19 protein-coding genes and 1 riboswitch are annotated in these 21929 nt (G+C 71.9%); of the genes, 7 read left to right on the forward strand and 12 right to left on the reverse strand.

Annotated elements, in window-relative coordinates; translation table 11 throughout:
- Positions 1-17 precede the first annotated feature (17 nt).
- On the reverse strand, positions 18-938 hold the full coding sequence (locus V6U90_RS20195) for a carbohydrate ABC transporter permease (protein WP_334438761.1): 921 nt from the start codon (positions 936-938) through the stop codon (positions 18-20).
- The gene (locus V6U90_RS20200) at positions 935-1837 is read right to left on the reverse strand and encodes a carbohydrate ABC transporter permease (protein ID WP_334438763.1); all 903 of its coding nucleotides are present in this window, start codon (positions 1835-1837) and stop codon (positions 935-937) included. Before V6U90_RS20200 ends, V6U90_RS20195 begins: the two co-directional genes overlap by 4 nt.
- A gap of 140 nt (positions 1838-1977) precedes the next feature.
- On the opposite strand from V6U90_RS20200, the gene V6U90_RS20205 reads away from it, so the two are divergent.
- On the forward strand, positions 1978-3135 hold the full coding sequence (locus V6U90_RS20205) for a mandelate racemase/muconate lactonizing enzyme family protein (protein WP_334438766.1): 1158 nt from the start codon (positions 1978-1980) through the stop codon (positions 3133-3135).
- A complete protein-coding gene (locus tag V6U90_RS20210; protein ID WP_334438768.1) occupies positions 3132-4016 on the forward strand; it encodes a dihydrodipicolinate synthase family protein in 885 nt (294 codons plus the stop codon). The genes V6U90_RS20205 and V6U90_RS20210 overlap by 4 nt, the downstream gene beginning before the upstream one ends.
- Before the next feature lie 46 nt (positions 4017-4062).
- On the opposite strand, the gene V6U90_RS20215 is transcribed toward V6U90_RS20210, so the two are convergent.
- Complete coding sequence (locus V6U90_RS20215) at positions 4063-4857, reverse strand: IclR family transcriptional regulator (RefSeq protein ID WP_334438771.1); 795 nt, start codon at positions 4855-4857, stop codon at positions 4063-4065.
- 93 nt (positions 4858-4950) lie between these two features.
- Here V6U90_RS20215 and V6U90_RS20220 point away from each other — a divergent pair, with 93 nt between their 5' ends.
- Genes V6U90_RS20220 through V6U90_RS20230 form a run of 3 tightly spaced genes read left to right on the forward strand, consistent with a single transcriptional unit; the run spans position 4951 to position 7152 of the window.
- The gene (locus tag V6U90_RS20220; protein WP_334438774.1) at positions 4951-5673 is read left to right on the forward strand and encodes an SDR family NAD(P)-dependent oxidoreductase; all 723 of its coding nucleotides are present in this window, start codon (positions 4951-4953) and stop codon (positions 5671-5673) included.
- Positions 5666-6556, forward strand: a complete 891-nt coding sequence (locus V6U90_RS20225; RefSeq protein WP_334438776.1) for a sugar kinase — start codon at positions 5666-5668, stop codon at positions 6554-6556. Before V6U90_RS20220 ends, V6U90_RS20225 begins: the two co-directional genes overlap by 8 nt.
- Positions 6553-7152: a bifunctional 4-hydroxy-2-oxoglutarate aldolase/2-dehydro-3-deoxy-phosphogluconate aldolase gene (locus V6U90_RS20230; protein ID WP_334438779.1), complete on the forward strand. Its 600-nt coding sequence runs from the start codon at positions 6553-6555 to the stop codon at positions 7150-7152. The genes V6U90_RS20225 and V6U90_RS20230 overlap by 4 nt, the downstream gene beginning before the upstream one ends.
- Before the next feature lie 130 nt (positions 7153-7282).
- Here V6U90_RS20230 and V6U90_RS20235 read toward each other — a convergent pair whose 3' ends face one another.
- The 3 genes from V6U90_RS20235 to V6U90_RS20245 form a co-directional block, all read right to left on the reverse strand.
- On the reverse strand, positions 7283-8161 hold the full coding sequence (locus tag V6U90_RS20235; protein ID WP_334438782.1) for an SMP-30/gluconolactonase/LRE family protein: 879 nt from the start codon (positions 8159-8161) through the stop codon (positions 7283-7285).
- 136 nt (positions 8162-8297) lie between these two features.
- Positions 8298-9311: a coiled-coil domain-containing protein gene (locus V6U90_RS20240; RefSeq protein WP_334438785.1), complete on the reverse strand. Its 1014-nt coding sequence runs from the start codon at positions 9309-9311 to the stop codon at positions 8298-8300.
- Positions 9312-9315: 4 nt separating this feature from the next.
- Positions 9316-9446, reverse strand: a riboswitch (cyclic di-AMP (ydaO/yuaA leader).
- 182 nt (positions 9447-9628) lie between these two features.
- Complete coding sequence (locus tag V6U90_RS20245; protein WP_334438788.1) at positions 9629-10963, reverse strand: YibE/F family protein; 1335 nt, start codon at positions 10961-10963, stop codon at positions 9629-9631.
- A gap of 400 nt (positions 10964-11363) precedes the next feature.
- Between V6U90_RS20245 and V6U90_RS20250 the strand changes: the two genes are divergently transcribed.
- Positions 11364-11708 (forward strand): hypothetical protein, encoded by a 345-nt coding sequence (locus tag V6U90_RS20250; protein ID WP_334438791.1) that lies wholly within the window; start codon positions 11364-11366, stop codon positions 11706-11708.
- Positions 11709-11801: 93 nt separating this feature from the next.
- On the opposite strand, the gene V6U90_RS20255 is transcribed toward V6U90_RS20250, so the two are convergent.
- From V6U90_RS20255 to V6U90_RS20280, 6 genes are all read right to left on the reverse strand, one after another.
- Positions 11802-15023 (reverse strand): ATP-binding protein, encoded by a 3222-nt coding sequence (locus V6U90_RS20255; protein ID WP_334438794.1) that lies wholly within the window; start codon positions 15021-15023, stop codon positions 11802-11804.
- A complete protein-coding gene (locus tag V6U90_RS20260; RefSeq protein WP_334438797.1) occupies positions 15020-15667 on the reverse strand; it encodes a hypothetical protein in 648 nt (215 codons plus the stop codon). Before V6U90_RS20260 ends, V6U90_RS20255 begins: the two co-directional genes overlap by 4 nt.
- Positions 15667-16800, reverse strand: a complete 1134-nt coding sequence (locus V6U90_RS20265; protein WP_334438800.1) for an endonuclease domain-containing protein — start codon at positions 16798-16800, stop codon at positions 15667-15669. The genes V6U90_RS20260 and V6U90_RS20265 overlap by 1 nt, the downstream gene beginning before the upstream one ends.
- Positions 16801-16878: 78 nt before the next feature.
- Positions 16879-17658: an alpha/beta hydrolase gene (locus tag V6U90_RS20270; protein ID WP_334438803.1), complete on the reverse strand. Its 780-nt coding sequence runs from the start codon at positions 17656-17658 to the stop codon at positions 16879-16881.
- Between the two features lie 110 nt (positions 17659-17768).
- Positions 17769-19751 carry a hypothetical protein gene (locus V6U90_RS20275; RefSeq protein WP_334438806.1) on the reverse strand — a complete coding sequence of 661 codons (1983 nt, stop codon included), beginning with the start codon at positions 19749-19751 and terminating at the stop codon, positions 17769-17771.
- 191 nt (positions 19752-19942) lie between these two features.
- Entirely contained in the window at positions 19943-21115 is a 1173-nt protein-coding gene (locus tag V6U90_RS20280) for a S8 family peptidase (protein ID WP_334438808.1), read from the reverse strand.
- 327 nt (positions 21116-21442) lie between these two features.
- Between V6U90_RS20280 and V6U90_RS20285 the strand changes: the two genes are divergently transcribed.
- Entirely contained in the window at positions 21443-21880 is a 438-nt protein-coding gene (locus V6U90_RS20285) for a type II toxin-antitoxin system Phd/YefM family antitoxin (RefSeq protein WP_334438810.1), read from the forward strand.
- Positions 21881-21929: the final 49 nt, after the last annotated feature.

Below are 21929 nucleotides of genomic sequence, written 5' to 3' on the forward strand. Positions count from 1 at the left end.
GATGTCGTGCGTCCCGGTCAGCCCTTGACCGCCCCGGCGGCCAGGCCGGTGACCAGGAACCGCTGGAGCAGGATGAAGACGATGATCACCGGCGCGGAGACGATCAGCGACGCGGCCATCAGGTCGGGCCAGTTCGACTGCGCCTCGGTGATGTAGGTGCGGACCAGGCCGGGGGGCAGGGTCTGGGTGTCCGGGCCGCCGAGGGTGAGGGCGAAGATGAAGTCGTTCCAACCCCGGATGAACGCGAACAGTCCGGCGGCGACCAGGCCGGGCCCGGTGATCGGTAGCACGACCCGGTGGATGATGGTCCACTCGCCGGCACCGTCCATCTTGGCCGCCTCGATCACGTCGTCGGGGATGGCGTCGAAGAAGCCCTTCAGCACGAAGACGCAGAGCGGCAGCGTGAAGGTGGAGAAGGACAGCACCAGCGCGGTGTAGGTGTAGAGCAGCCCCAGGTTCTGGAACAGCACGTAGAGCGCGATCAGCAGCAGCGACGACGGGAAGAGCTGCGAGACGAAGACCATCGTCATCAGTGAGCCGCGTCCCCGGTAGCGGAACTTGCTGAACGAGTACGCCATGTAGGTCGCGGCGGCCACCCCGAGCAGGGCGGTCACCCCGGCCACGATGAGCGAGTTGACCAGGTACCGGACCAGGGTCGCGTCGGCGAAGAAGGCGCCGAAGTGGGCCAGGGTCGGGCGGGCCGGGAAGAGCCGGAAGTCACCGCCGATCGCGTCCGCGTCCGGGGTGAACGCGGTGACGGTCATCCAGTAGATCGGGAACAGCCCGAAGCCCAGCAGCAGGACCAGCAGCGCCCAGCCGAGGATGCCGGGCCGTTCGGCGCCCACCCGGTCGGGTACCCGGCGGGGCCTGCGAGCGGGCCGGGTGGGTACGGGGGCGGTCGCCGGCGTGGATCGGGGGGTGTCGAGGAGGGTGCTCATGCGTTCTGGCCTTCCACGCGACGGTCGAGCCACCGGTACACGGTGAACAGGGCGGCGAGCAGGACGAGTCCGCAGAACCCGAGCGCGGCGGCCCGGCCCAGGTCGAAGCCGCGGAACGCCTCGTCGTAGATCCGGATGGCGAGGGTGGAGGTCGCCTTGCCCGGTCCGCCGCCGGTGAGGACGTAGATGATGTCGAAGTGCTGGAAGTTGTAGATGACCTCCAGCATCGCGACGACGAGCATGACCCCCCGGACCTGCGGGAGTTTGACCCGCCAGATCCGTTGCCAGCGGCTGGCGCCATCGATCTGGGCCGCCTCCAGCATCTCCACCGGCACGCTCTTGAGGGCCGCCAGGAGGGTGACCATGACCCAGGGGAACGTGGTCCAGGTCTTGGCGATGATCACCGTCAGCATCGCGGTGGAGACGTCCCCGGTCCAGGAGTGGTCCGCCGGCAGCCCCAGACTGCCGAGGATCTCGTTGAGCAGGCCGTAGTTGCTGTTGAAGATCCAGGACCAGAGGAACGAGACGACCACCCCGGGGATGACCCAGGGCAGCAGCATCAGCCCGCGCAGCGTGTTCCGGCCGGGGATGCGCATGTCGAGCAGCAGGGCGAGGGCGAGCCCGACCACGAACGGGGCGAGGGTGGCGCCGGCGGTGAAGACCAGGGTGGTCCAGACCGTGTCGACGAATCCGCCGTCGAGCACCGCCGCGTAGTTGGCCCAGCCGGCGAAGGTCCGTCCCGGGTAGACCAGGCTCTCGTTGGACAGGCTGGTCACGAACGACGCGACCAGCGGATACACCGACACCAGGCCGAGTAGGCCCAGGCCCGGCAACAGCAGCAGTACCGCAACGACCCCATTGGACAGGGCCCGCGGGGAGCGGGGGACGGGGGAAGCCACGGGTTGACTCCTCTTGGGTCCGGCTTGCACTAACCGAAGACTTGGAACCGCATCTTGCAATTCACTCTCGTACTGCGGAAGAGTAGGCGTGTCTGTTGCACACCGTCAACAGGCTGGAAACATCTATCCCGCGAGGCACCATGAAGATCAGCCACGTACGCACGTACGTAGTCCGGCAGGCCGCGGCGACCTATCTGGGGGACCGCCCCGAACGGGCCCTGTCCGGGTGGCCCGACTACCGGGTGCTCCCCCCGAGGAACACGCTCTACCCCCGTGACCTGGAGACCCTGATCGTCTCCGTGCACACCGACGAGGGCCTGGTCGGCTGGGGGGAGGCGCTGACCCCGGTCGGCACCGAGGCGGTCGCCACCCTCGTCAACCAACTGCTCACCCCGGCCCTGCTCGGCGAGGATCCGGCCGGCGTCGCGGTGCTCCAGCACCGGATGCGCCAGCTCATGCGGGTCCGCGGCCACCTCAGCGGGCACCAGGCCGACGCCGTGGCCGCCGTCGACACCGCACTGTGGGACCTGCGTGGCCGGGCCCTCGGCGTACCCGTCCACGAACTGCTCGGCGGTGCCTTCCGCACGGTCGTCCCGTCGTACCGCTCCGGGCTGCCGGGCGTCACCGACGCCGAACGCGCCTCGGCCGCCGCCCAGGCCGCCGCCGAGGAGGGCATGACCGCGGTCAAGCTGCACCTCGGCGCCGGGGTCGAGGCAGACCTGGCCACCTACGACGCGGTCGCCGCCGCCGTACCCGGGGTGCGGATCGCACTCGACGCGCACTGGGCGTACCGGCTCTTCGACGCCCGCCGGCTCGCGCACGGCCTGGACGAACGGGGCGCCTGGTTCCTGGAGGCCCCGCTCGCCCCGGAGGACGTGGAGGGCCACCGGGACCTGGCCCTCGCGGTCCGCACCCCGATCGCCGTGGGCGAGGCGCTGCGCAGCCGGTACGAGGCGGAGCACTGGTTGCGCCGCCGGGCCCTGCACATCTGCCAGCCCGACATCGGCCGTACCGGGATCACCGAGGGGATGGCGTTCGTGCAGCTCTGCGACGCCGCCCACGTACCGGTGGCACCGCATCACTCGGTCGCCGGCTCGATCGCGCTCGCCGCCGCGCTGCACGTCTGCGCCGCGACCCCCGAGCTGGTGGCCATGGAGTACCAGCCGAACCCGTTCCCGGTCGGTAACCAGCTGCTGCGCGAGCCGCTGCGGCACGGCCCGGCCGGCTTCACCGTGCCGGACGGCCCCGGCCTCGGCATCGACATCGACCCCGACAAGCTCGCGGAGGTGACCCGGTGACGTTCCCCGTGACCGGCCTCGTACCGATCCTCGCCACCCCGTTCGCCCCCGACGGCGCCCTGGCCGTCGCCGACCTGCACCGGCTGCTGGAGTTCCAGCTCGCCTGCGGGGTGGACGGCATCGCCCTGTTCGGCTTCGCCAGCGAGACGTTCGCGCTCTCCGCCCACGACCGGGAGCAGATCCTCGACGCCGTGGACACCGTCGTCGGCCGCGCCGTGCCGGTGGTGGTCGGGGTCAACGCCACCGGCCTGCCGGCCGCCGTGGAACAGGCCCAGCAGGCGGCCGAGCACGGGGCGGCCGGGTTGATGGTGCTGCCGCCGTACATGGTCAAGCCGTCCCCCGCGCAGCTGATCGACTTCTACGGTGGGCTCGCGGCGCAGGTGCCGGTACCGGTGATGGTGCAGGACGCGCCGAACATGACCGGGGTGCAGATGCCGGTGCCGCTGCTGGCCGAGCTGGCCGCACTGCCCGGGGTGGACGCGGTCAAGGTGGAGACACCGCCGACCGCCCCGAAGTGTGGCGCGGTCGGCCGGGCGGCCCCCGGGTTCGCCGTCTTCGGCGGGCAGAACGCGCTCTTCCTGCTGGAGGAGTACGCGCGCGGCGCGGTCGGCACCATGCCGGCCTGCGAGTTCGCCGACGCGCTGCGTCCGGTGCTCGACGACTGGGCCAAGGGGCTGCGCGACCAGGCGTACGACGGGTTCAACCGGTTGCTGCCGCTCATCCGGTACGGCCTCCAGCCGGGGCTGGCCTGGGCCATCCACAAGCACGTGCTGGTCCGCCGGGGGGTCATCGCCACCGCGACGGTGCGGGCCCCCGCCCAGCCGGTCGACGACGTGACCGTGGCCGAGCTGGACGCGATCCTGGCCGCGACCGGCCTGTGAAACGTCAGGTGCCCGGTGCCGGTGTGCGGCACCGGGCACCTGACGGTCAGACGAAGGTGGTCAGTGCGGCCGGACCGTGGTGACCGAGGCTGACACTCACCGCGTCGGCGGCCTCGATGGCGGCCGAGGCGAGCTGTGCCTCGCGGTGGGTCAGGTCGATCGCGGAGAGCGGCCCGGAGATGGACAGCGCCGCCACGACCTCCCCGGAGCCGCCCCGGATCGGGGCGGCGACACAGGCCCGGCCCAGCGCCAGTTCCTCCAGTTCGGTGGCGTACCCCCGGGCGGCGATCCGGTCCAACTCCGCGTCGAGGGCGGTCGGGTCGGTGATGGTCCGGTGGGTGAACGCGGGCAGTGGGCCCGGCAGCAGGGACCGGCGGGCGGCGGGATCCAGACCGGTGAGCAGGCTCTTACCCAGACCGGTGGCGTGTAGCGGGTTGCTCTGCCCGACCAGCGTGAACGACCGGGGGGAAAGCGGTCCCTCGAAGTTGGCCACGTAGAAGACCCGGTCGCCACGGCGGATCGCGACGTTGGCGCCGAGGCCGTGCTCGCGGGCCAGGTTCTGCACGATCTGCCGGGTGGCCCGGTGCACCGGCATCTGGTTCACCGCGATGCCGCCGAGGGTGATCGTCTTGGCGCCGAGCCGGTAGAGGTTGGACATCGGGTCCCGCTCCACGAACTCCAACGACTCCAAAGTTGCCAGCAACCGTGAGGTGGTCGACAGGCCCAGCCCGGTCGCCTTGGCCACGTCGGTGACCCGTAGCTCGGGGCGCCCGTGGGTGAAGGCGTCGAGCACCGCGGCGGCGCGAAGCACGCTCTGGTTGGAGGCGTTATCGGAAACCACGTGCACCCCTTGAAAGTGAGTTGCCAGCTATGACACTCTAGCCGCTGTTGCCGCCCACGTCACGGGCCGGCACATCGACCGTTGAGGAGCAGGATGCCCGATCACCGTGGCGCACTGGTCGTCGGTGCCTCGTCGCCGCTGGGCCGTGCCATCCAGGCCCAGCTCACCGACACCGGCCACACCGTCACCGGTGCCAGCCTGGCTTCCGTCGACGGTTACCACGACGTGGTCGGCGACTGCGCCACCCCGGACGGTGCACGGCAGGCGGTCGATACCGCGCTCACCACCGCCGGCCGGCTGGACGTGCTGATCCTGGCCGCTGCCGTGATGCCGGTCGCCCCGATCACCAGGACCACTGACGACGCGTGGCGGGCCGCCCTGGACGCCACCCTCGGCACCGCCTTCCAGGTCACCCGGGCCGCCCTGCCGCACCTGCGGCCCGGCGCCGCCATCGTCGCCGTCTCCAGCGTCAACGGCACCCTGGCCGCGCCGGGGGTGCCGGCGTACGCCGCCGCCAAGGCCGGACTGGAGGGGCTGGTCCGCCAGCTCGCCCTGGAGTACGGGCCGCGAGGGATACGGGTCAACGCGGTCGCCCCCGGCATGATCGCCCCGGCCACGGCGCCGGACGCCGCAGCCGGCTATCCGCTCGGCCGGATCGGCACCCCGGAGGAGATCGCCTCGGTGGTCTGCTTCCTCGCCTCGCCGGCCGCGTCGTTCGTCACCGGCACGGTCGTCCCCGTCGACGGGGGACTCTCCATCGCCTCGCCGGCCGCCTTCCTCCGCGCCGACCTGCGGCGGAGGTTCCTCGATGACTGACGCGTACTGCATCGGCGAAACCATGGCACTGGTCGCGCCGGTACCCCCGGCCCGCCTGCACCACGGTGGACCGGCGCAGCTCGACGTGGCCGGCGCGGAATCCAACGTGGCGATCGGCCTGGCCCAGCTCGGCGTGACCGTCGCCTGGCGGGGCCGGGTCGGCGACGACCCGCTCGGGCGGCTGGTGCTCGACCGCATCGCCGCCGCCGGGGTCGACGTCGGCGGCGCGGAGACCGACCCCGCCCATCCGACCGGGGTCTTCTTCAAGGATCCCGCACCGGACGGCACCACCGTGCACTACCTGCGCCGTGGCTCGGCCGGAGCCCGGCTGCACCGGGGAATGCTCCCACCGACCGCGCGGCTGGTCCACCTGACCGGGGTCACCCCGGCGCTCTCCCCGCAGGCCCGGGACCTGGTCCGGCACACGCTGGTCGACCGGCCGGTCCGGGGCGCGCTGGTCAGCTTCGACGTCAACCACCGCCCGGCACTCTGGTCCGGCCCGGACGAGGCGGCCACCGTCCTCGCCGAGCTGGCCGACCGGGCCGACATCGTCTTCGTCGGCCTCGACGAGGCCCAGCGGCTCTGGGGCTGCACCGACCCGGCCGAGGTGCGGGCCGTGCTGCCCGGCGCGGGCGCCGTGGTGGTCAAGGACGGCGCGATCGGCGCCACCGAGGGGGACACCTTCGTGCCGGCCGTCCCGGTGCGGGTGGTCGAACCGGTCGGTGCCGGGGACGCGTTCGCCGCCGGCTACCTCGCCGCGCTGCTGCGCGGGGCGGACGTGCCGGCCCGGCTGGGGCTCGGTCACCGGGTCGCCGCCGCCGTGCTCGGTACCGTCGGCGACACCGTCCGGCTCCCCGTCGACCTTCAGGAGATCCGACCGTGAAGACCCTCGACGAACTCTTCGGCAGCACGCGGGTGATGGCCATCCTCCGGGGCTACGACCCGGACCGCACCGTCGCCCTGGCCACCGCGGCCTGGGACCTCGGGGTCACCGCCCTCGAGGTACCGATCGGTGAACCGGGACAGTTGCCCGCCCTCACGGCTGCGGTGGCGGCCGGTGCCCGCCGCGGCCTGGCGGTGGGGGCCGGCACCGTGGTGACCCCGGAACAGGTCACCGCGGCGGCGGCCGCCGGAGCGGCGTACACCGTGGCGCCCGGCTTCGACCCGGAGGTGCTGGCCGCCAGCCTGCACGCCGGGCTGCCGCACCTGCCCGGAGTAGCCACCCCGACGGAGGCCCAGCGGGCGCTCCGCGCCGGTTGCCACTGGGCGAAGGCGTTCCCCGCCTCGGCGCTCGGCCCGGAGTGGATCGCGGGGGTCCTCGGCCCCTTTCCCCGGCTGCGCATCGTCGCCACCGGCGGGGTGCGACCGGGCGACGCCCCGGGCTATCTGGCGGCCGGGGCGGCGATGGTGGCGCTCGGCGCGGCGCTGGCCGACCCGGCGGCGCTGCCGGCCCTGCGCCCGCTGCTGCCGTCGACCTGACCGGCCGCGTCGTCGCGGGTACCGCCTACCCATCCTCGTGCCGCGCGGCACCATCGCGCCACTTACCTCGGTGGCCGGCGCACCTGCGTGGCGCCGGCAGCCAGCTAGGCCCCGGCCGACCAGCCGGCCATCACCGCAGCGGCGGTCGGCCGCGCCACGGGTGGGCCGCCGGCCCGCCGACCCCGGCATCGACCGCGAAGATCCGGCCGGCGTCCGGCTGCGCGGCCCGCTGGGCGGCGTCGAGACCGTGGTACGCGGTGGTGACCAGCAGCGTGGAGCCGGCGAACGCCACCGCGGTGGGGCGGGCCACCGGCAGTCGCACCTCGGCGAGCAGTCGGCCGTCCGGCGCGTACCGGTGCACCGCCCAGCCGTCCCAGACCGCCACCCAGATGCCGCCCTCGTCGTCGACCGCCAGCCCGTCCGGGTTGCCGCCGGCCACCCGGGTCACCGTCCGGCGCCGGCCCAGGCTGCCGTCGGGGTGCACGTCGAACGACTCCAGGCTGCGGGCCGGCAGGGTGTCGATGTAGTACATGGTCGTGCCGTCGGCGGTGAAGCCGATGCCGTTGGAGACGGTCACCCCGGTCAGGGCCACGTGTACCGACCCGTCGGTGTCCAGCCGGTGGAGCCGGGCCACCGGTTGACGGAGCCGGCTCTGCGAGCCGCAGTGGAACCGTCCGGCGGGGTCGCAGGCGCCGTCGTTCATCTGGCCGTGGTCGGCGGCCAGGCCGGCGTGCAGCACCGTGCGCGTGCCGTCCTCGGCGAGGTGCACGAAGCCGTCGGTGACGGCCACCAGCCAGCCCGCACCGGGCGCGGCGAGCGGGGCGACGGCACCGACCGGCTCACCGAGGTCGTACCTGCCGACCGGTACCAGCGTGCCGCCGGACAGGCGGCTGCGGTGCAGGGTGTGACCGGCGATGTCCACGAAGATCAGCTCGCCGGTCCGGGGGTCGAGTCGCGGCCCTTCACCCTGCTGATAGGCGTGCAGAGAGACGGCATCGGCAGTCAACATGTGCAAGAGCATTGCATGAACGTCGGTGTCGGGGAAGCGCACGTGGCAGTTGACCCGGGGTCGTCGGGCCGGTACGCCGAAGGGCCGCCCCGCACGGTCTCCCGGCCGGACGGCCCCTCGGCGTACCGGTGCGTCGTTACAGCAGCGACACGTGCACGTGGTCGGTATGGTCCGACGGCCCGCTGTAGGACTTCCAGCCGGTCGCCGGGAACCAGATCTGCTTGTACCAGATCACGTAGTAGATACCGAGCCGGTCGGCGTTCCGGACCAGGAACGCCGTCAGGTCGTTGCCGTACTTCTTCGTGTCGTTGTTGTACGCCGACCGGAAGCCACTGTTCATCAGCGACCAGTCGCAGGCCCGGCCCTTGGGGTGCTCCCAGGGGCCGCCGGGCCGGTAGCAACCGACGAAGCGGTTGAAGCCGGCCCGCTTGACCTCCTTGTACATGTGCAGGGTGCGTGGGGTGACACAGCCGCCGGTGGTCGGGTCGTTCTCGCTGCACGACTCCGGCCGCCAGTCACCGTCCGCGTCCCGGCCGGGGGCCATCCGGGCGACCGGCGAGGTGGCGACCACCATGCCTCCGGTCAGCCCCGGACCGCCCAGCAGCGCCAGCGCCTTCTCCGCGTCACGCTTCTGCTTGGCGATGATGTTCCGCTGCTTCTGCTGCTCGCGGACCTCGGCGTCCAGGGCCAACTTCGCCTGCTCGGCGTCGTTCTTGGCCTGCTGGACCTTGGCCAGCTTCTGCGCGTTCACCATGTTCAGTTCGTCGAGCGCGGCGGCGCGCTCAACGAACGAGTCCGGCGAACCGCTGTCCAGGAGGAAGGCCATCGCGCCGATCCGGCCGGACCGGTACGACTGTGCGGCGATCTGCCCGACCTGGGGGGCGAGCGCGTCCAGTTCGGCCTGGGCGCGCCGGACCTCCCAAGCGAGCGCCTTCTGGCGTTCCTCGGACTTCTTCAACCTCGCCGTAGCCTGCGCATAGCTGCGGTTGGTTGATTCCAGCACGTCGCTGAGCAGAGGTGTGTCGTCCTCGTGCCCCGACGGTTTCGGCGCCGAGGGCGCGGCTGTCGCCGGCAGGGGCCCGGAGACGATGGCCAGGGCGGCGAATACGGCCACCACAGGTCTTAACCAGCGGCGCAGGGGTGCCGTCACATCATTCCCTTCCGTTGACCGCCGACCGGGTTAGCTGACGGGTTCGGAGCGGAAGTGGCCCCGACCGCTGACGCGGATTCACCCCAGGTACCTGGTTCCCCGGCTCGTCCTTCGACGATTGGGCGGTGGCACCGCAGACGCCGCTCGCGCCTTCGGCGGTGACCGGCAGCGAGGTTACCCGAGACCCGACCCGGTGATCCACGCGGGAAGCCCCTTAAAACCGTTATTTCGCACAAGGTGTCCGAGGGTAGTGGCACGGTCTACAGAACCATCAGCCGATGGTCACGCTGCGGAAATGGAGAGTGTCGTCTGCGTGTTCATTCCGGCGCCGTCCAGTCGGCGGTGTCCCGGTCCGTGGTGGAGCGGCCAGCGGTACGCGGCTGGCTCAGGGCCTCCAACGCCTCGTCACGCTCGGTAGTGGATCGGGGCGCGGGGAGGCTGCCGCCGTCGGTCTCGGCGGTGGACGCGGCCCGCCGGCCCGCCGTGCTGACCAGCGCCGCCAGGCCGGTGGTCAGCGGTACCGCAGCGATCAGCCCGAGCGTCGCCACGCCGCTGCGGACGATCTCCTGGGCCAGGAACTCACTGGTCAGGATCTGCCCGACCGGACGCGAATCGGCGACGAGCAGGAGCAGCAGCGGCAGCGACGCGCCCGCATAGGCCAGCACGATGGTGTTGACCGTGGAGGCGATGTGCGCCCGGCCGACCCGGGTCGCCGCCCGGTAGAGCTGGAGCCGGGAGAGTCCCGGGTTGGCGTGGGCCAGTTCGGTCACCGTCGCCGCCTGGGTGACGGTGACATCGTCGAGCACCCCGAGCGAACCGATGATGATCCCGGCCAGCAGGATGCCGCGCAGGTCGATGTCGGCCTGGAGCATCGACAGCGTGGTGGCGTCCTCGCTGCCGTACCCGGTCAGATGGGTCGCGGCGGTGGCGACGGCGCCGAGCACGCCGGTGAGTACCAGGCTGCCCAGCGTCCCGAGCACCGCGACCGAGGTCTGGGCGGTGACCCCGTGGGTCAGGTAGAGCACCACGAACATGATCAGTGCCGCGCCCACGACCGCGACCAGCAGCGGGGACCGGCCGGCGCTGATCCCCGGCAGCACGAAGGTCAGCAGGATGGCGAAGCTGGCACCCAGTCCGGCCAGTGCGGCCAGACCCCGCCAGCGCCCGAACGCCACGATGGCGGCGGCGAACACCGCGGCCAGCCAGAGCAGCGGCTCGCCACGCTGGTGCTCGGCGATGTTGTAGCTGGTCGCCTCCGGATCGGCCGGATCAATCAACTCCACCAGGATGATCTCGTCGCCGACGGCGACGGACGGTGCTCCCGGACCGGCCGGTACCGGTGCCTCGACCTCGTGGCCCGCGTCCGGTCCGTCCCCGACCCGGACCGTGACCGTGCCGCAGGGCCCCTGCGGACCCGGCGGGGCCCCCTCCGGGGTGGCCTCGGGCGGCGGGCACGGTTCGGTCACCACCCGGGTGACCGTGCCGTGGTGGCGTGGCACGTCGTCAACGCCGTCCAGGGTCGGGGTGTCCCGCGGCCAGAGCACCCCGGCGGCGACCACCGTGGCCACGAAGAGCGGCACCACGGTCGCGAGCAGGATCCGGCGCACCCGGGGTGGGGTGGGTCGAGCGGCACGGGTGTGGTCGGCGCCCATCGGTCTCCAGTGGTTCAGTCGGGTACGGGTCGGCCTGCCGGCCCACCCTTGTCGGTGCTCCACTTGAGCAGGTCCGATCGTCTCACGGGTCTCGCTACTGCTCGTAGTGGGTCCGGACGGGCCGGCACCGGCTGGTTCCCCGGTCGGCTGGCGAGGGGCGACGGGTGGTCCGCCGTCAGCCGCCACTCGGTTACCGAGCGTAATTGAGGGGGGTGTTGGCCGTGCGATCTCGGCGGTCTTCGTGGCGCGGGCGTATCCGTACCGCAATGTCTGTTCGGGAAATTTATTGTCGTCTTTCTGACACGCGGGGTCGGCGCCGGATATGGACGACAATTGTCGGGTGGAGAACGGGCGGAATCACCGGGACGGTTGGGGAATCGGGCGCACCCTACGGCCACCGATGCCGGGTGCCGTGCTGACCACCGTGGTCATCTTCGGAATTCTGGCGGTCCTTTTCATCCTGGCCGCGTTCCTGCACATGCTGGTCGAGGATGGCACACTGGCCGCCGGGATCTTCTTCGTGACATTGGCGCTGGCCTGTGCCGCCGTCGCCGCCGGACTGGTACAGCGTCGGCCCTGGTCCGGCCATCTCGTTCTCGTGCTCTCCGGACTGCTCTTCGCGGCCTCCCTCGGTGTGTTCGGCGCGATCACCATTGTCGGCGTCGGCCTGGTGGTCTGGGTTCTCTGGGCACTGAACCGACGGGAGTCCCGGGAATGGCTGGCCGTCCGCGCCCGTCGGCGCTGACCACGCTCCGGGATCTTCGGGCCGTTGATCCGATGACCGGTTGCCGGGGCGCACGGGAGGCGGGTCTACCCTCCGGTGCGCCCCGGCCCTTCGTCAACCGGCCCGCGCGACGACCTCCTCCGGGGTGAGTGGCGCCTTCGGGTGGTGGGTCAGGCAGAGTGGGACGTCGACCTTGACGAACCGGAAGCCCTCCCCGGCGGCGTAGAACTGACCGCTGCGCATCAGCCCGATGTCGGGCAGTCGGCCGCCCTTGGCCTGGGCCAGTTCGCGGGCCGCCTCGATCTGGGCCGGCGCGTTCAGCAACCCGAAGAACTGCGTGGTCGCGTTGCCGGAGATCTGGTTGTGCAGTCCCTTCGGTGCCTGGGTGGCGAAGACCAGCCCCAGACCGTACTTCCTGGCCTGCGCGGCGAGTGCGATCGAACTGGCCGTGCACGGGGTGTTCCCGGTCGACGGAGCGAGCGTCTGCGCCTCGTCCATCACGAACAACCCGCCGAGCGGGCGGTCGCCGGCCGGGTGTCGCTTGATCCAGGCGAAGAGCGCCATCTGCAACTGGTTGACGAAGCTCTGCCGCTGCTCGTCGGAGTTGAGCCCGACGAAGTTGATCACTGAGACCCGGGCCCGTCGGCCCGGCGCCGGGGTCAGCAGCACACCCGGATCGGCCGGGGTGCCCGCCCCACCGAAGAGGGGATCGGTGACCATGGCCGCCTTGAGCGTCTCGGCCACCTCGTGGGCCAGCCGGTCGGCCCGGGCCATCCGGCTGACCCCGTCGGGCAGGGCGTCGAGGAACTCCACGAAGCCCGGCAGACCGGTGAGACCGCTCCTGGCGTACGCCATGAGTGCCTCGGTGAGCACCGCTTTGCCCTGATGGGCGAGTTTGGTCGACCGGTCCACCCCGGCGCGGGGCGCGAGCGCCTCCACCGCCGAGCGGATGGCCTGGTCGAACTCGTCGGGTGAGTCACGGACCGGGGCGAAGTCCGGCAGCGGCTGGAAACTGAGCGGCCGACCGGCCGTCACGCGCGGGGTCCAGACCACCACCTCGGTGTGGTCGAGGTAGTCCCGGGCCCGGGCATCGTCCCCGGGCCACCAGCCCTCCGGCGGCTCCGGCCACGGGTCACCCAACCGGGCCAGATCGTTGTTGGGATCCAGCACGATCGAGGAGACACCCTGTCGGGCACACTCCTCGACCAGGCGACGGATCAGCACCGTCTTACCGGAACCGGATCCGGCGAAGATGACGCTGTGCCGGCGCAGCGACTCCAGGTCGATCTCGAACGGCTGCCCGTCGTCGGTGGCCCGGCCGAGCCGGATCCGCGCCCCGTACCCGGTCCGGTCGTCGTCCGCCGGGCCGCAGGGGTGCGGAGCGGCGACGCCGTACCCGCCGGGGCCGATCACCCCGTACCCGCCGGGGCCGGCCACCTTCGCGGCCGGTCCGCCGACCGTCGCCGCCCTGGCGTCCGGTGGGCCGGCCGGTGCCGCAGCCGCCATCCCGGTCGGCCGATCCAGCACCGCCCGGAAGAGGGCGGTGTCGCTCGCCGGACGGCGGCTCACCAGCCACTCCTCGAACCGGGCGTCGGATGTCGTGGCCATCTCCGCCAGGGCGGCGAAGACCCGCAGGTCGCGTTCCGCGACGGCGTGCACGACACCACCGGCGGCTTCGAACGCGGCGAGTACCTCGCCGGTACGTCGACCGGTCGGCCAGGGGCCGTTTCGCAGCAGCACCAGCCGTCGCTGCGGCACCTCCCGGTCCAGCCCGGCCATCATGCACGCCGCCCGGACCCGGCTGATCACCGCGATGGCGTTGCTGCTGGCGACGGCCCGGAAACACCAGTGGGCCTCGTTCTCGGTGGCCTCGTCCAGCACCTCGACGAGCCGGGCGTGCAGCGCGGGCCGCCGGCCCGGCAACGGGTCGTGCCGGTATGCCGCCCCGGTCGGGGCCTGCTCACCGATCCAGGCGGCGAGGCCCGCTCCGAGCAGCGCCGGTACCCGTTCGTCCTCGGTCTGCGGGTCGAGCGCGTCGAGGATCTGCGCCGAGTCGACCAGTTCGGCGAAGCGACGGTCCAACGACCCCAGATCCGCCGTCCCGGTGACCGGGGTGCGTACGGTACCGGCCGGTGTCGCACCTCCGCCGTCGATCAGGCGGTCCAGCTCGGTCACCTCGTCCCGGTCCCGGCAGGACAGGACATGCCGGTCCACCCGCCGCAGCAGCGCACGCGGGGTCAGGCTCGGCGCGTCGACGAACGCCCCGGCAGTGATCGGCCAGGTCGGATAGGGCGGTACGAAGTGCTGTCCGGCGAACGCCAGCGCGAACCGCTTCTCGACGATCGCCCGGCCGATCTCCGCACTGGGGATCCGGTCCGGCAGTACCGCCTCCCGGAACCGGTCGGCGACCGGCGTCGGCGCGCTCCTGGTCAGCAGAACCCAGGTGTCGGGTAGGCAGGACACCACGGTCAGCGTGCGCCGGGTGATGTCCCGCAGGGTCAGCAGTCCGTCGGCCACCGGCCCCACGATCTTCGCCTGGCCGTCCTCCAACGCGGCGTGCGGGTCGAACAGGGACGTGCTGGTCTGCGCGAACAGCGTGTCGAGCTGGTCGACCGCGATCACGGTCGGATCCAGCGTGAGCGCCATCAGTCGGGAGATGTCCTGCACGATCTGCTGCGGGCTGCGGATCGCCGGGGTCAGACCCCAGGCTGCCCTGCCGGCCGGATCACCCACCTCGGAGATGAGGTGGGCGTACCCGACATCCTGTGCTGCGAAGTCCTGCGCGTTGTGCAGTACCAGCGCCCGCGCCGTGTCCTGCGCGTCCCGACCCACCTCCCGGTGGTGCGTCCGCAGCGCCCGGATGAAGGTGTCCAGCTCCTCGCGGGCCAGCGGCCGGGTACCGGCGACCGCGTCGCGCACCTCGGCCGGAATGCCCAGTTGGGAGGTGAGCCGGCGCAGGTACGTCTTGAGCTGGGTGCCCCAACCGATCGCGTCCCGGCCCATCCCCTCCACCAGGGAGAGTGCCACGCTCTCCCAGAAGGTCCGTCCGCTGATCATGCCGACCAGGAAGAAGTACCCGCCGTCGCGCTGGATCCGGTCCCGCACCGCACCGAGCAGGTGGGTCTTGCCCGAGCCGGCCCGGCCCTGCATGGCCACGCCGAGTGGGGAGATGTCGTCGGCGGTACGCGCCCGGCCCACCCCGCTGAGGATCTCCCGGACCACCCGCTCGTGCAGCTCCGGTACGTCGTAGGGGGAGGGGCGCCACACGTCGTCCGGGGTGGCCGCCGGGTTGAAGCTGAGGGCCTCCAGCGCCGCGCGCTCGTCGGGAGCGATCACGCCGGCCCGATCGACAGGGTGTGGTTGTCCTCGTCACCGATCCGCACCGCCGCAGCCCGGTCCCGGGCGGTCAGCGCCTTGGTGTTCGCCACCGGGATGATCCGGACACCGGGCTGCCCGACCAGCGTCCGCAGCGCCTCGTCCACCGCGCCACGGTCCTGACCAGCCAGCCGTTCCCGCAGGTCGGCGAGGCCGACCCAGGCCCCCGGCGATCCCGCGAGATCCTGGTACGCGGCCCGGACCAGACCGACCAGATCCACGGTGGCTGCCGCTGCGGTCGTGGGCGTCTGCGTGAAGAAGTCAGCCGGGCTGACCCGCAGCCGGTCCAGTGCCCGGTGCGTGTTCCGCAGCACGGCGAAGAGCGACCGGGTGGCGGCCCCGCCTGCTTTGGGCGGCGGCACCGTGTGCAGCTGCCGCAGGACCCGCCAACCCCGGTCGGTCAACTCGTGGGTGAACGGCCGGTGCGACCGGTCGGTCGTGACCAGGCCCTCGTCGACCAGCTTCCTGTTGTCCTTACCGGTCAGCGTGAAACCGGCGAGTTCCTTCAGCTCACTGTTGGTCAGCTCACGCGCCTCCACCATCAGCACCACCAGGGCGTTGATCTGATTCGGCGTCAGGCTCGGAACGTCCACAACGGTCGACATCATGCTCCATTCCACTGGCTGCGGTCCGCTGCCCGCCGTCGGACCAGCAATTGTCGGATCTGCCGCACCACGGTGTGGATGTCGGACAGCACCTGCTCATTGGTGAACCGCAGCACGTCGTACCCGAGAAGTTGCAGTTGGACGTCGCGCTGCCGATCGTCGGCAAACTTTATGGGCCCGCGGTGCTCGGGTCCATCCACCTCCACGACAAGACCCTCGACCGCCCAGCAGAGATCCAGCCGGTACGGCCGACCGAGAATGTGCCACTCGTGGATCTGGTTCCACCGCCGACCGCGCGCCCACCCGTGCCGGGCCAACGCCCGTTCCAGGGCCTGCTCGGCCGCACTGTCGGCGCGGGGCAGGCCGGCCAGGGTCGGACAACTGAGTACCGGTGTGGGAGCGGCCGGACGCTCCGGTACCACGATCGGCCCGCGTCCTTCGGCCGCTGACCCGTCGCCCGGCCCCACGCCGGCCAGCGCCGTCTCCGTCGCGAGCCGGGTCAGGCCGGACGGCAGGTGGAGCCGGACCTCACGTACCCGGTCCACTGTGCGCAGCGGGGCGCCGGTGAGCCACACCGTGAACCGGCCGTGCTGCACCAACCACTCGGCGGTGGCGGTGAGTGCCCGTTCGTCGGCTGCCGTGCGGTCGTCGGGCACCTGGACCAGGAGGACCGTGGACGACCGCCGGTACGCCTCGGCGATGACCCGGGCCAGCCCCGTCGCCCGGACCTCAGCCGGGAACCGTGACACGTCGGCATCGCCGCCCGCACCGTGCAGGCCGCGCTCGGCCAGCTCGGTGAGGAACGGACCGAAGTGCGACGATCGGGCGGCTGCCCGGGCGGCCAGGGTCCGGACCGCGTCGACGCCCAGCCGGTCCGGGGCGCCGAGCCGGTCCGCACCCGGCAACCAGCGTGGGAACAGTGCGACCGCAGCCCGGTCCAGCTCGGTGAGGAGAATCGTCATCTGGTCGGCGGCGCAGACCTTGACCGGTGGGCGGAAACGGACAATGGCCGGCGCGCCGTCGGGTAGGGGATCCAGCGCGATTTCCAGCAGTTCCGGCGGTACGCCGACGAGATGACTGACCTGACCCAGCGGCGGCACCATCCACCAGGCTCGCGTTTTCGGCTGCCGCATTCCCGGAACGATACCGACGATGTCATTCGTCGAGTCGGGGGCCGTCGCGGAAAACCGGGATGGGAATGGTCGCCGGGGTTACCGCGTGGACAGTGGCAGCCAGGCCAGCACGTCGCGGACGGTGCGGTCCCAGTAGGCCCAGTCGTGGTCGCCCGGACCGAATCCGACGGTCACCGGGAGGCCACGCTCCCGGGCCGCGGTGCTGAACCGCACGTTGTCGTCGTAGAGGAAGTCCTCGGTGCCGCAGGCCAGGTACAGCGGCGGGATCCGGGCCGGATCGGCGGTGTCGAGCAGGTGCAGCACGTCGTCGTCGCTGCCGCCGACCGGCCGGTCACCGAAGACGGTGTGCCAGACCCGGGCGTCCAGGGGGCGGTCCGAATCCGGGCCCCGGCCCGCGACGTCCAGCACCCCGGAGAGGCTGGCCGCCGCCGCGAACCGGTCCGGGTGGCGCAGTGCCCACTTGACCGCCCCGTACCCGCCCATGGAGAGGCCGGCGACGAAGGTGTCCGAGGGGCGGTCCGACAGGCGGAAGAAACTCCGGCAGAGCTGCGGTAGTTCCTCGCTGAGGAAGGTCCAGTACCGGTTGCCGTGTTCCTCGTCGGTGTAGAAGCTGCGGCCGACCTGCGGCATCACCACCGCCAGCCCCAACGGTGCGACGTACCGCTCGATGGAGGTGCGACGCAGCCAGATGGTGTGGTCGTCGCTGAGGCCGTGCAGCAGGTAGAGGACGGGTGGGTCGCCGGCCGGGGAGGTACCGGCCAGGCCGATCTGGGACGAGGTCTGCTGGGGCAGGAGCACGGTCATCGAGGTGCTCAGGCCGAGCGACTCGGCGAAGAAGTCGCAGTGGATCAGTGCCATGGAATCCGACCCTAGTGGTGGGGTGGACGGTATCGGCGCGGCTCCGCCGTGCCGACCCGCCGTCGGTGCCCCGGAGGGTGGCACGGGACGCCACCCTCCGGGGCCGGTGGTCAGCGGCTGAGCCGGTACAGCTCGGAGCCCCGGGCGTAGTACATGTCACCCTGGGCGTCCATGGTCCAGATGTCGTTGATCCCGGTGACCAGCTTCTCCACGGTCAGGGTCGCCGGGTCGACGCAGGCGATGGTGTTGCGGAAGTTGCCGCAGAGATCGCCGTCCGGGGCGAAGGCCAGGTGGTCACTGCGCCAGACGTGGGTCCCCTGCCAGTCGAACGGCTCGATCTCCACCGAGCGCAGCACCGTCCGGGTCGCCGGGTCGAACTCGAAGAGGGTACCGCTGGTCGCACCCCAGACCTTGCCGTCCGGCGCGGCGATCAGCTGGGTGACCGCCTTCGCGCCCGGCAGGACCGGTCCCTCCCAGACCTTGGTGGCGGTGGCCGGGTCCCAGAGGAACAGCCGCGCCTCGGTCTCGGTCGGGGTGCTGCCCAGCCCGCCCCAGATGCCGGTACCGCCGAGGATCAGGCCGCCCATGGTGGTCAGTGCGGTGACGCTCTGGTTCGGCACCACGTTGCGGTGCACCTCGCGGGCGCCGGTGGCCGGGTCGATCAGGGCCAGCGCCCCGCCGAGCTGGCCGTACTGGGGGATGGTGCCGAAGGCGACCCGGTTGCCGACGCCGGTGATGGCGAACGGCCGGTCCTGCTGCTCGGCCGTCAGCGAGCCGATCCGGCGCGGGTTGCTGCCGGCCGCGATCGGCCGGGTCGGGTCGATCTCGAAGAGGGTGGCACCCGGGTAGACACCCGCGTAGAGCTTGCCCTGGTAGGCGTAGATCCCCTCGGCCTGGCCGAGCGCGCCCGCGTTCTCCGCGAAGGTGCCGGTGGCCGGGTCGAAGGCGGTGATCCCGCCACTGGGGTAGGCGCTCGACCAGATTCGGCCGTCCGGGCCGGCGGTCACGGTCTGCAACTGCACCGGGCGGCCGGTTATGCCGGGCCGGGCGGTCTTCGTCGCCCCGGTCCTCGGGTTGTAGTAGGACAGCTTGCCGCCCAGGTCGATGGTGACCAGGGTCCGGCCGGGCCAGTCACGCCCGCCGAGGTGCGTCCAGCCGAAGTCACGCGAGGTGCCGAAGCTGGTGAAACTGGTCGGGGTGACCGTCCGGCTGTCCAGGTTGTACGCCATCAGCTGACCGGTGCCGGAGGAGAAGTAGACGTTGCCGTTCTCGTCCGGCGGGGAGAAGTCCAGTCCCCGGCCGGTACCCAGCTCACCGGTCCAGGCGCCGGTCTTCAGGTCGTACACCAGCACCTGGTTGCTGTTGGCCAGCCGGACGAACATCTGCTGCCGGTGCACGTCGAGGTCGTAGACGAACTGCTCGGCACGGTACTTCTCCGGCAGCGGAATCTCCCGCCGGGCGCCGCTGGTGATGTCGATCTCCACGACCCGGGCCACCGTGCCGAGACCCGCGTAGAGCTTGCCGGCCGAGATGCCGAGGCTGCGCACGTACTGCTCGCCGGGCCAGACCTGGCCGTAGTCGCGTACCTGGTCCGTGCCGTGGTCGTAGGAGTAGACCTTGCCGTTGGGGAAGGTACCGACGAAGACCCGCTGGCCGTCGGTGGTCAGTCGCCAGGCGGTGGTCTCCCCGGGCACGGGGGTGCCGAGGTCCTCCACGCCCTGCGCACCCGGCCGGTAGCGGAAGAGCTTGCCGTCCACGCCGAGGTAGACCGTGCCGTCGTCGGTGACGGTGCCGCCCCACGCCCCGGCCGCGCCGGGCAGTTCCATGGTGCGGACCACCGTCGCGGTCCGGGTGTCGACGACGCTCAGGGCGCCGGGTGTACCCCGGGCGACCGCGTACGCGTAGTCACCGTCGGGGGTGGAACCGAAGGTCGCTCCGTAGATGCTGAGACTGTGGTGCGGCACGCCGAGGAGCGTTTCGGTGGCCGTGGTGGTGGCCTGTCCCGGAACGGCCACCGCGAAGGCGGCCGTGGTGGTGAGCAGGGTCAGCGTCGCGGCCAGAGCGGTGCGCCGGGCGAGTGGGGCAAGAGGCACAGCGTATCCCTTCTAGAGATTACGGTCACAACCGTAAGTGCCTCGATCATGAAGGGTCAAGGAAAGCTGGTAAGCGACTGTTGATTCGGCCAGGTCCGTTACTATCCTGTTCGGTGCCCGCAGCGGAGCGTCCACGACACGAGGTGGGGTGGTCGGCAAGCGCCGTCCACCCCACCTCGACGGGGTACGTCTCAGAGGTTGCCGGTGTGCACCAACCGGTTCGGCGTACCGGCCAGGTCGCCCTGGACGACCCCGGTGGTGGCGTTGCCCACCAGCCAGCTGTGCAGGGTGGCCTGCGGCACGTCCCCGTTCGTGCTCTTGTAGAGCGCCGCGATGCCGGCGACGTGCGGGGTGGCCATCGACGTGCCGTTGAAGACCGCCGTGGTGTTGTTCGGCTGGGTCGACAGGATCGACGAGCCCGGGGCGTACAGGTCCACACAGGCGCCGGTGGAGGAGTAGCTGGCCCGGGCGTCGGTGCTGGTGGAGGCGGCGACCGCGACAGCGGCGGTGACCGCCCTCGGCAGCCGGTCGCACGAGTCGGCGCCGGTGTTGCCGGCGGAGGTGGCCAGGAAGACCCCGGAGTCCATCATGGCGCTGATCGCGTCGGCCAGGGTGACCGAGTAGGTCCAGTTCCACGAGGTGTTCGCCACGGCCGGCTTGACCGCGTTGGCGGTCACCCAGTCGATGGCGCTGATCGTGGCGGAGGTCTTCCCCGACCCCTGGCAGTTGAGCATCTTGACCGCGTGCAGGCGGACGCCCTTGGCGACCCCGTACGTCCGGGAGCCGATCGTGCCGGCCACGTGGGTGCCGTGCCCGTCGCAGTCGGTGTTGCGCCGGTCGATGGCGTTGAAGTCGAAGCTGGCCCGGCCCTCGAAGTCCGGGTGGGTCACGTCGATGCCGGTGTCGATCACGTACGCGTGTACCCCGGCGCCGGTCGCGGTCGTGGTGTAGCTGGCGGACAGCGGCAGGTTGCGCTGGTCGATGCGGTCCAGCCCCCAGGACGGCGGGTTGGTCTGGGTACCCTCCGGGACGTCGTCCAGCCATGCGTCCTGCTCGACCGAGAGCACCGCCGGGTTGCGGCGCAGCGCCTGCACCTGCCCGTCGGTCAGTTCGGCGGCGAATCCGTTGACCGCCGTGGAGTAGACGAACTCGGGGGTGACCAGCAGCGCCCGGGCGAGGCCGCGCGGGTCGGCCTCCGGGCGGAGCCGGACGATGTAGGCGCCCGGCACCGGGCGTACGCCCTGCCCGGCGCGGGCCGCGACCATCGGTGCGAGCGCCCCGTCCGAGGGGGCCGCGACCGCCGGTACGGCGAACAGGGTCGAGCTGGCCGCGACCAGCGAGGCCAGCAGAATACGTGACTTCACCACTTCCTCCTCACCGACTGTCATCGAAAAGGGAGCGATGACATGCGTGGTGAGGGGCACGCTAGGGCGGCCGTCGCCGCGCCGTCAACGTTCTGGGCCGGATCTGTCAGCGCGGTGGCCGGCGATGGACCGGCACCGGGCCCGCCACCAGCGAGGACGGTGACGGGCCCGGCCGGGCGATGCTGTCGGGTGCCGACCGGCACCGGGTACACAGTGCGGGGTCGGTGGGGTACGGCGGACGACCCGGAAGAGATGTGAACCGGCGGGCGGCAGGGCATTCGATCATCGTCGGACATTAATGTCGTACCCGGGGTTCAGCATGACGGTATGGCTGCCCCCGCTCTCACCGACCACCGCGACCAGCCGCGCACCCTGCCGATGCGCGAGGTCCGCACCCGACTCACCCAACTTCTCGCCATGGCCGAGTTGACCGACACGGTCACCGTCGTCACCCGCGACGGCGATCCCCGCCCGGTCGCCGCGATCGTCCCGGCCCCGGCCGCCCGCACCATGGCCCAGACCCGGGCCGACGCCGAGCGGCTCCGCGCGGTCTCCGCCGGGTGGGCCCGTCGGCTCGACGAGCTGCACCAGCGGAGCGCCCGCCGGCACGCGGCCGAGTTGCGGGCGGCCACCGACGCCCTCGCCGAGGTCTGGGCCGAGCTCGACCGGAGGATCCCGCCGGGCAGCGACCCGGCGCTCGCCCGGCTGCGCGCCGCCCACACCGACCTGCTGCGCGGGAACGGTCCGTCCACCCCCGACCACTAGGTATTCCCCGACGGAATCGGCACGCCCCCCACGGAACGCATTCCGGTGC

The sequence above is a fragment of the Micromonospora sp. CPCC 206060 genome (assembly GCF_036906895.1).
Lineage (GTDB): Bacteria > Actinomycetota > Actinomycetes > Mycobacteriales > Micromonosporaceae > Micromonospora.

Excerpts from the sequence above, each read along its gene's own strand:
- V6U90_RS20195 (WP_334438761.1), bottom strand. The coding sequence starts at position 938 with ATGAGCACCCTCCTCGACACCCCCCGATCCACGCCGGCGACCGCCCCC.
- V6U90_RS20205 (WP_334438766.1), top strand. The coding sequence starts at position 1,978 with ATGAAGATCAGCCACGTACGCACGTACGTAGTCCGGCAGGCCGCGGCG.
- V6U90_RS20220 (WP_334438774.1), top strand. The coding sequence starts at position 4,951 with ATGCCCGATCACCGTGGCGCACTGGTCGTCGGTGCCTCGTCGCCGCTG.
- V6U90_RS20225 (WP_334438776.1), top strand. The coding sequence starts at position 5,666 with ATGACTGACGCGTACTGCATCGGCGAAACCATGGCACTGGTCGCGCCG.
- V6U90_RS20235 (WP_334438782.1), bottom strand. The coding sequence starts at position 8,161 with ATGTTGACTGCCGATGCCGTCTCTCTGCACGCCTATCAGCAGGGTGAA.
- V6U90_RS20245 (WP_334438788.1), bottom strand. The coding sequence starts at position 10,963 with ATGGGCGCCGACCACACCCGTGCCGCTCGACCCACCCCACCCCGGGTG.
- V6U90_RS20250 (WP_334438791.1), top strand. The coding sequence starts at position 11,364 with ATGCCGGGTGCCGTGCTGACCACCGTGGTCATCTTCGGAATTCTGGCG.
- V6U90_RS20260 (WP_334438797.1), bottom strand. The coding sequence starts at position 15,667 with ATGTCGACCGTTGTGGACGTTCCGAGCCTGACGCCGAATCAGATCAAC.
- V6U90_RS20265 (WP_334438800.1), bottom strand. The coding sequence starts at position 16,800 with ATGCGGCAGCCGAAAACGCGAGCCTGGTGGATGGTGCCGCCGCTGGGT.
- V6U90_RS20270 (WP_334438803.1), bottom strand. The coding sequence starts at position 17,658 with ATGGCACTGATCCACTGCGACTTCTTCGCCGAGTCGCTCGGCCTGAGC.
- V6U90_RS20285 (WP_334438810.1), top strand. The coding sequence starts at position 21,443 with ATGGCTGCCCCCGCTCTCACCGACCACCGCGACCAGCCGCGCACCCTG.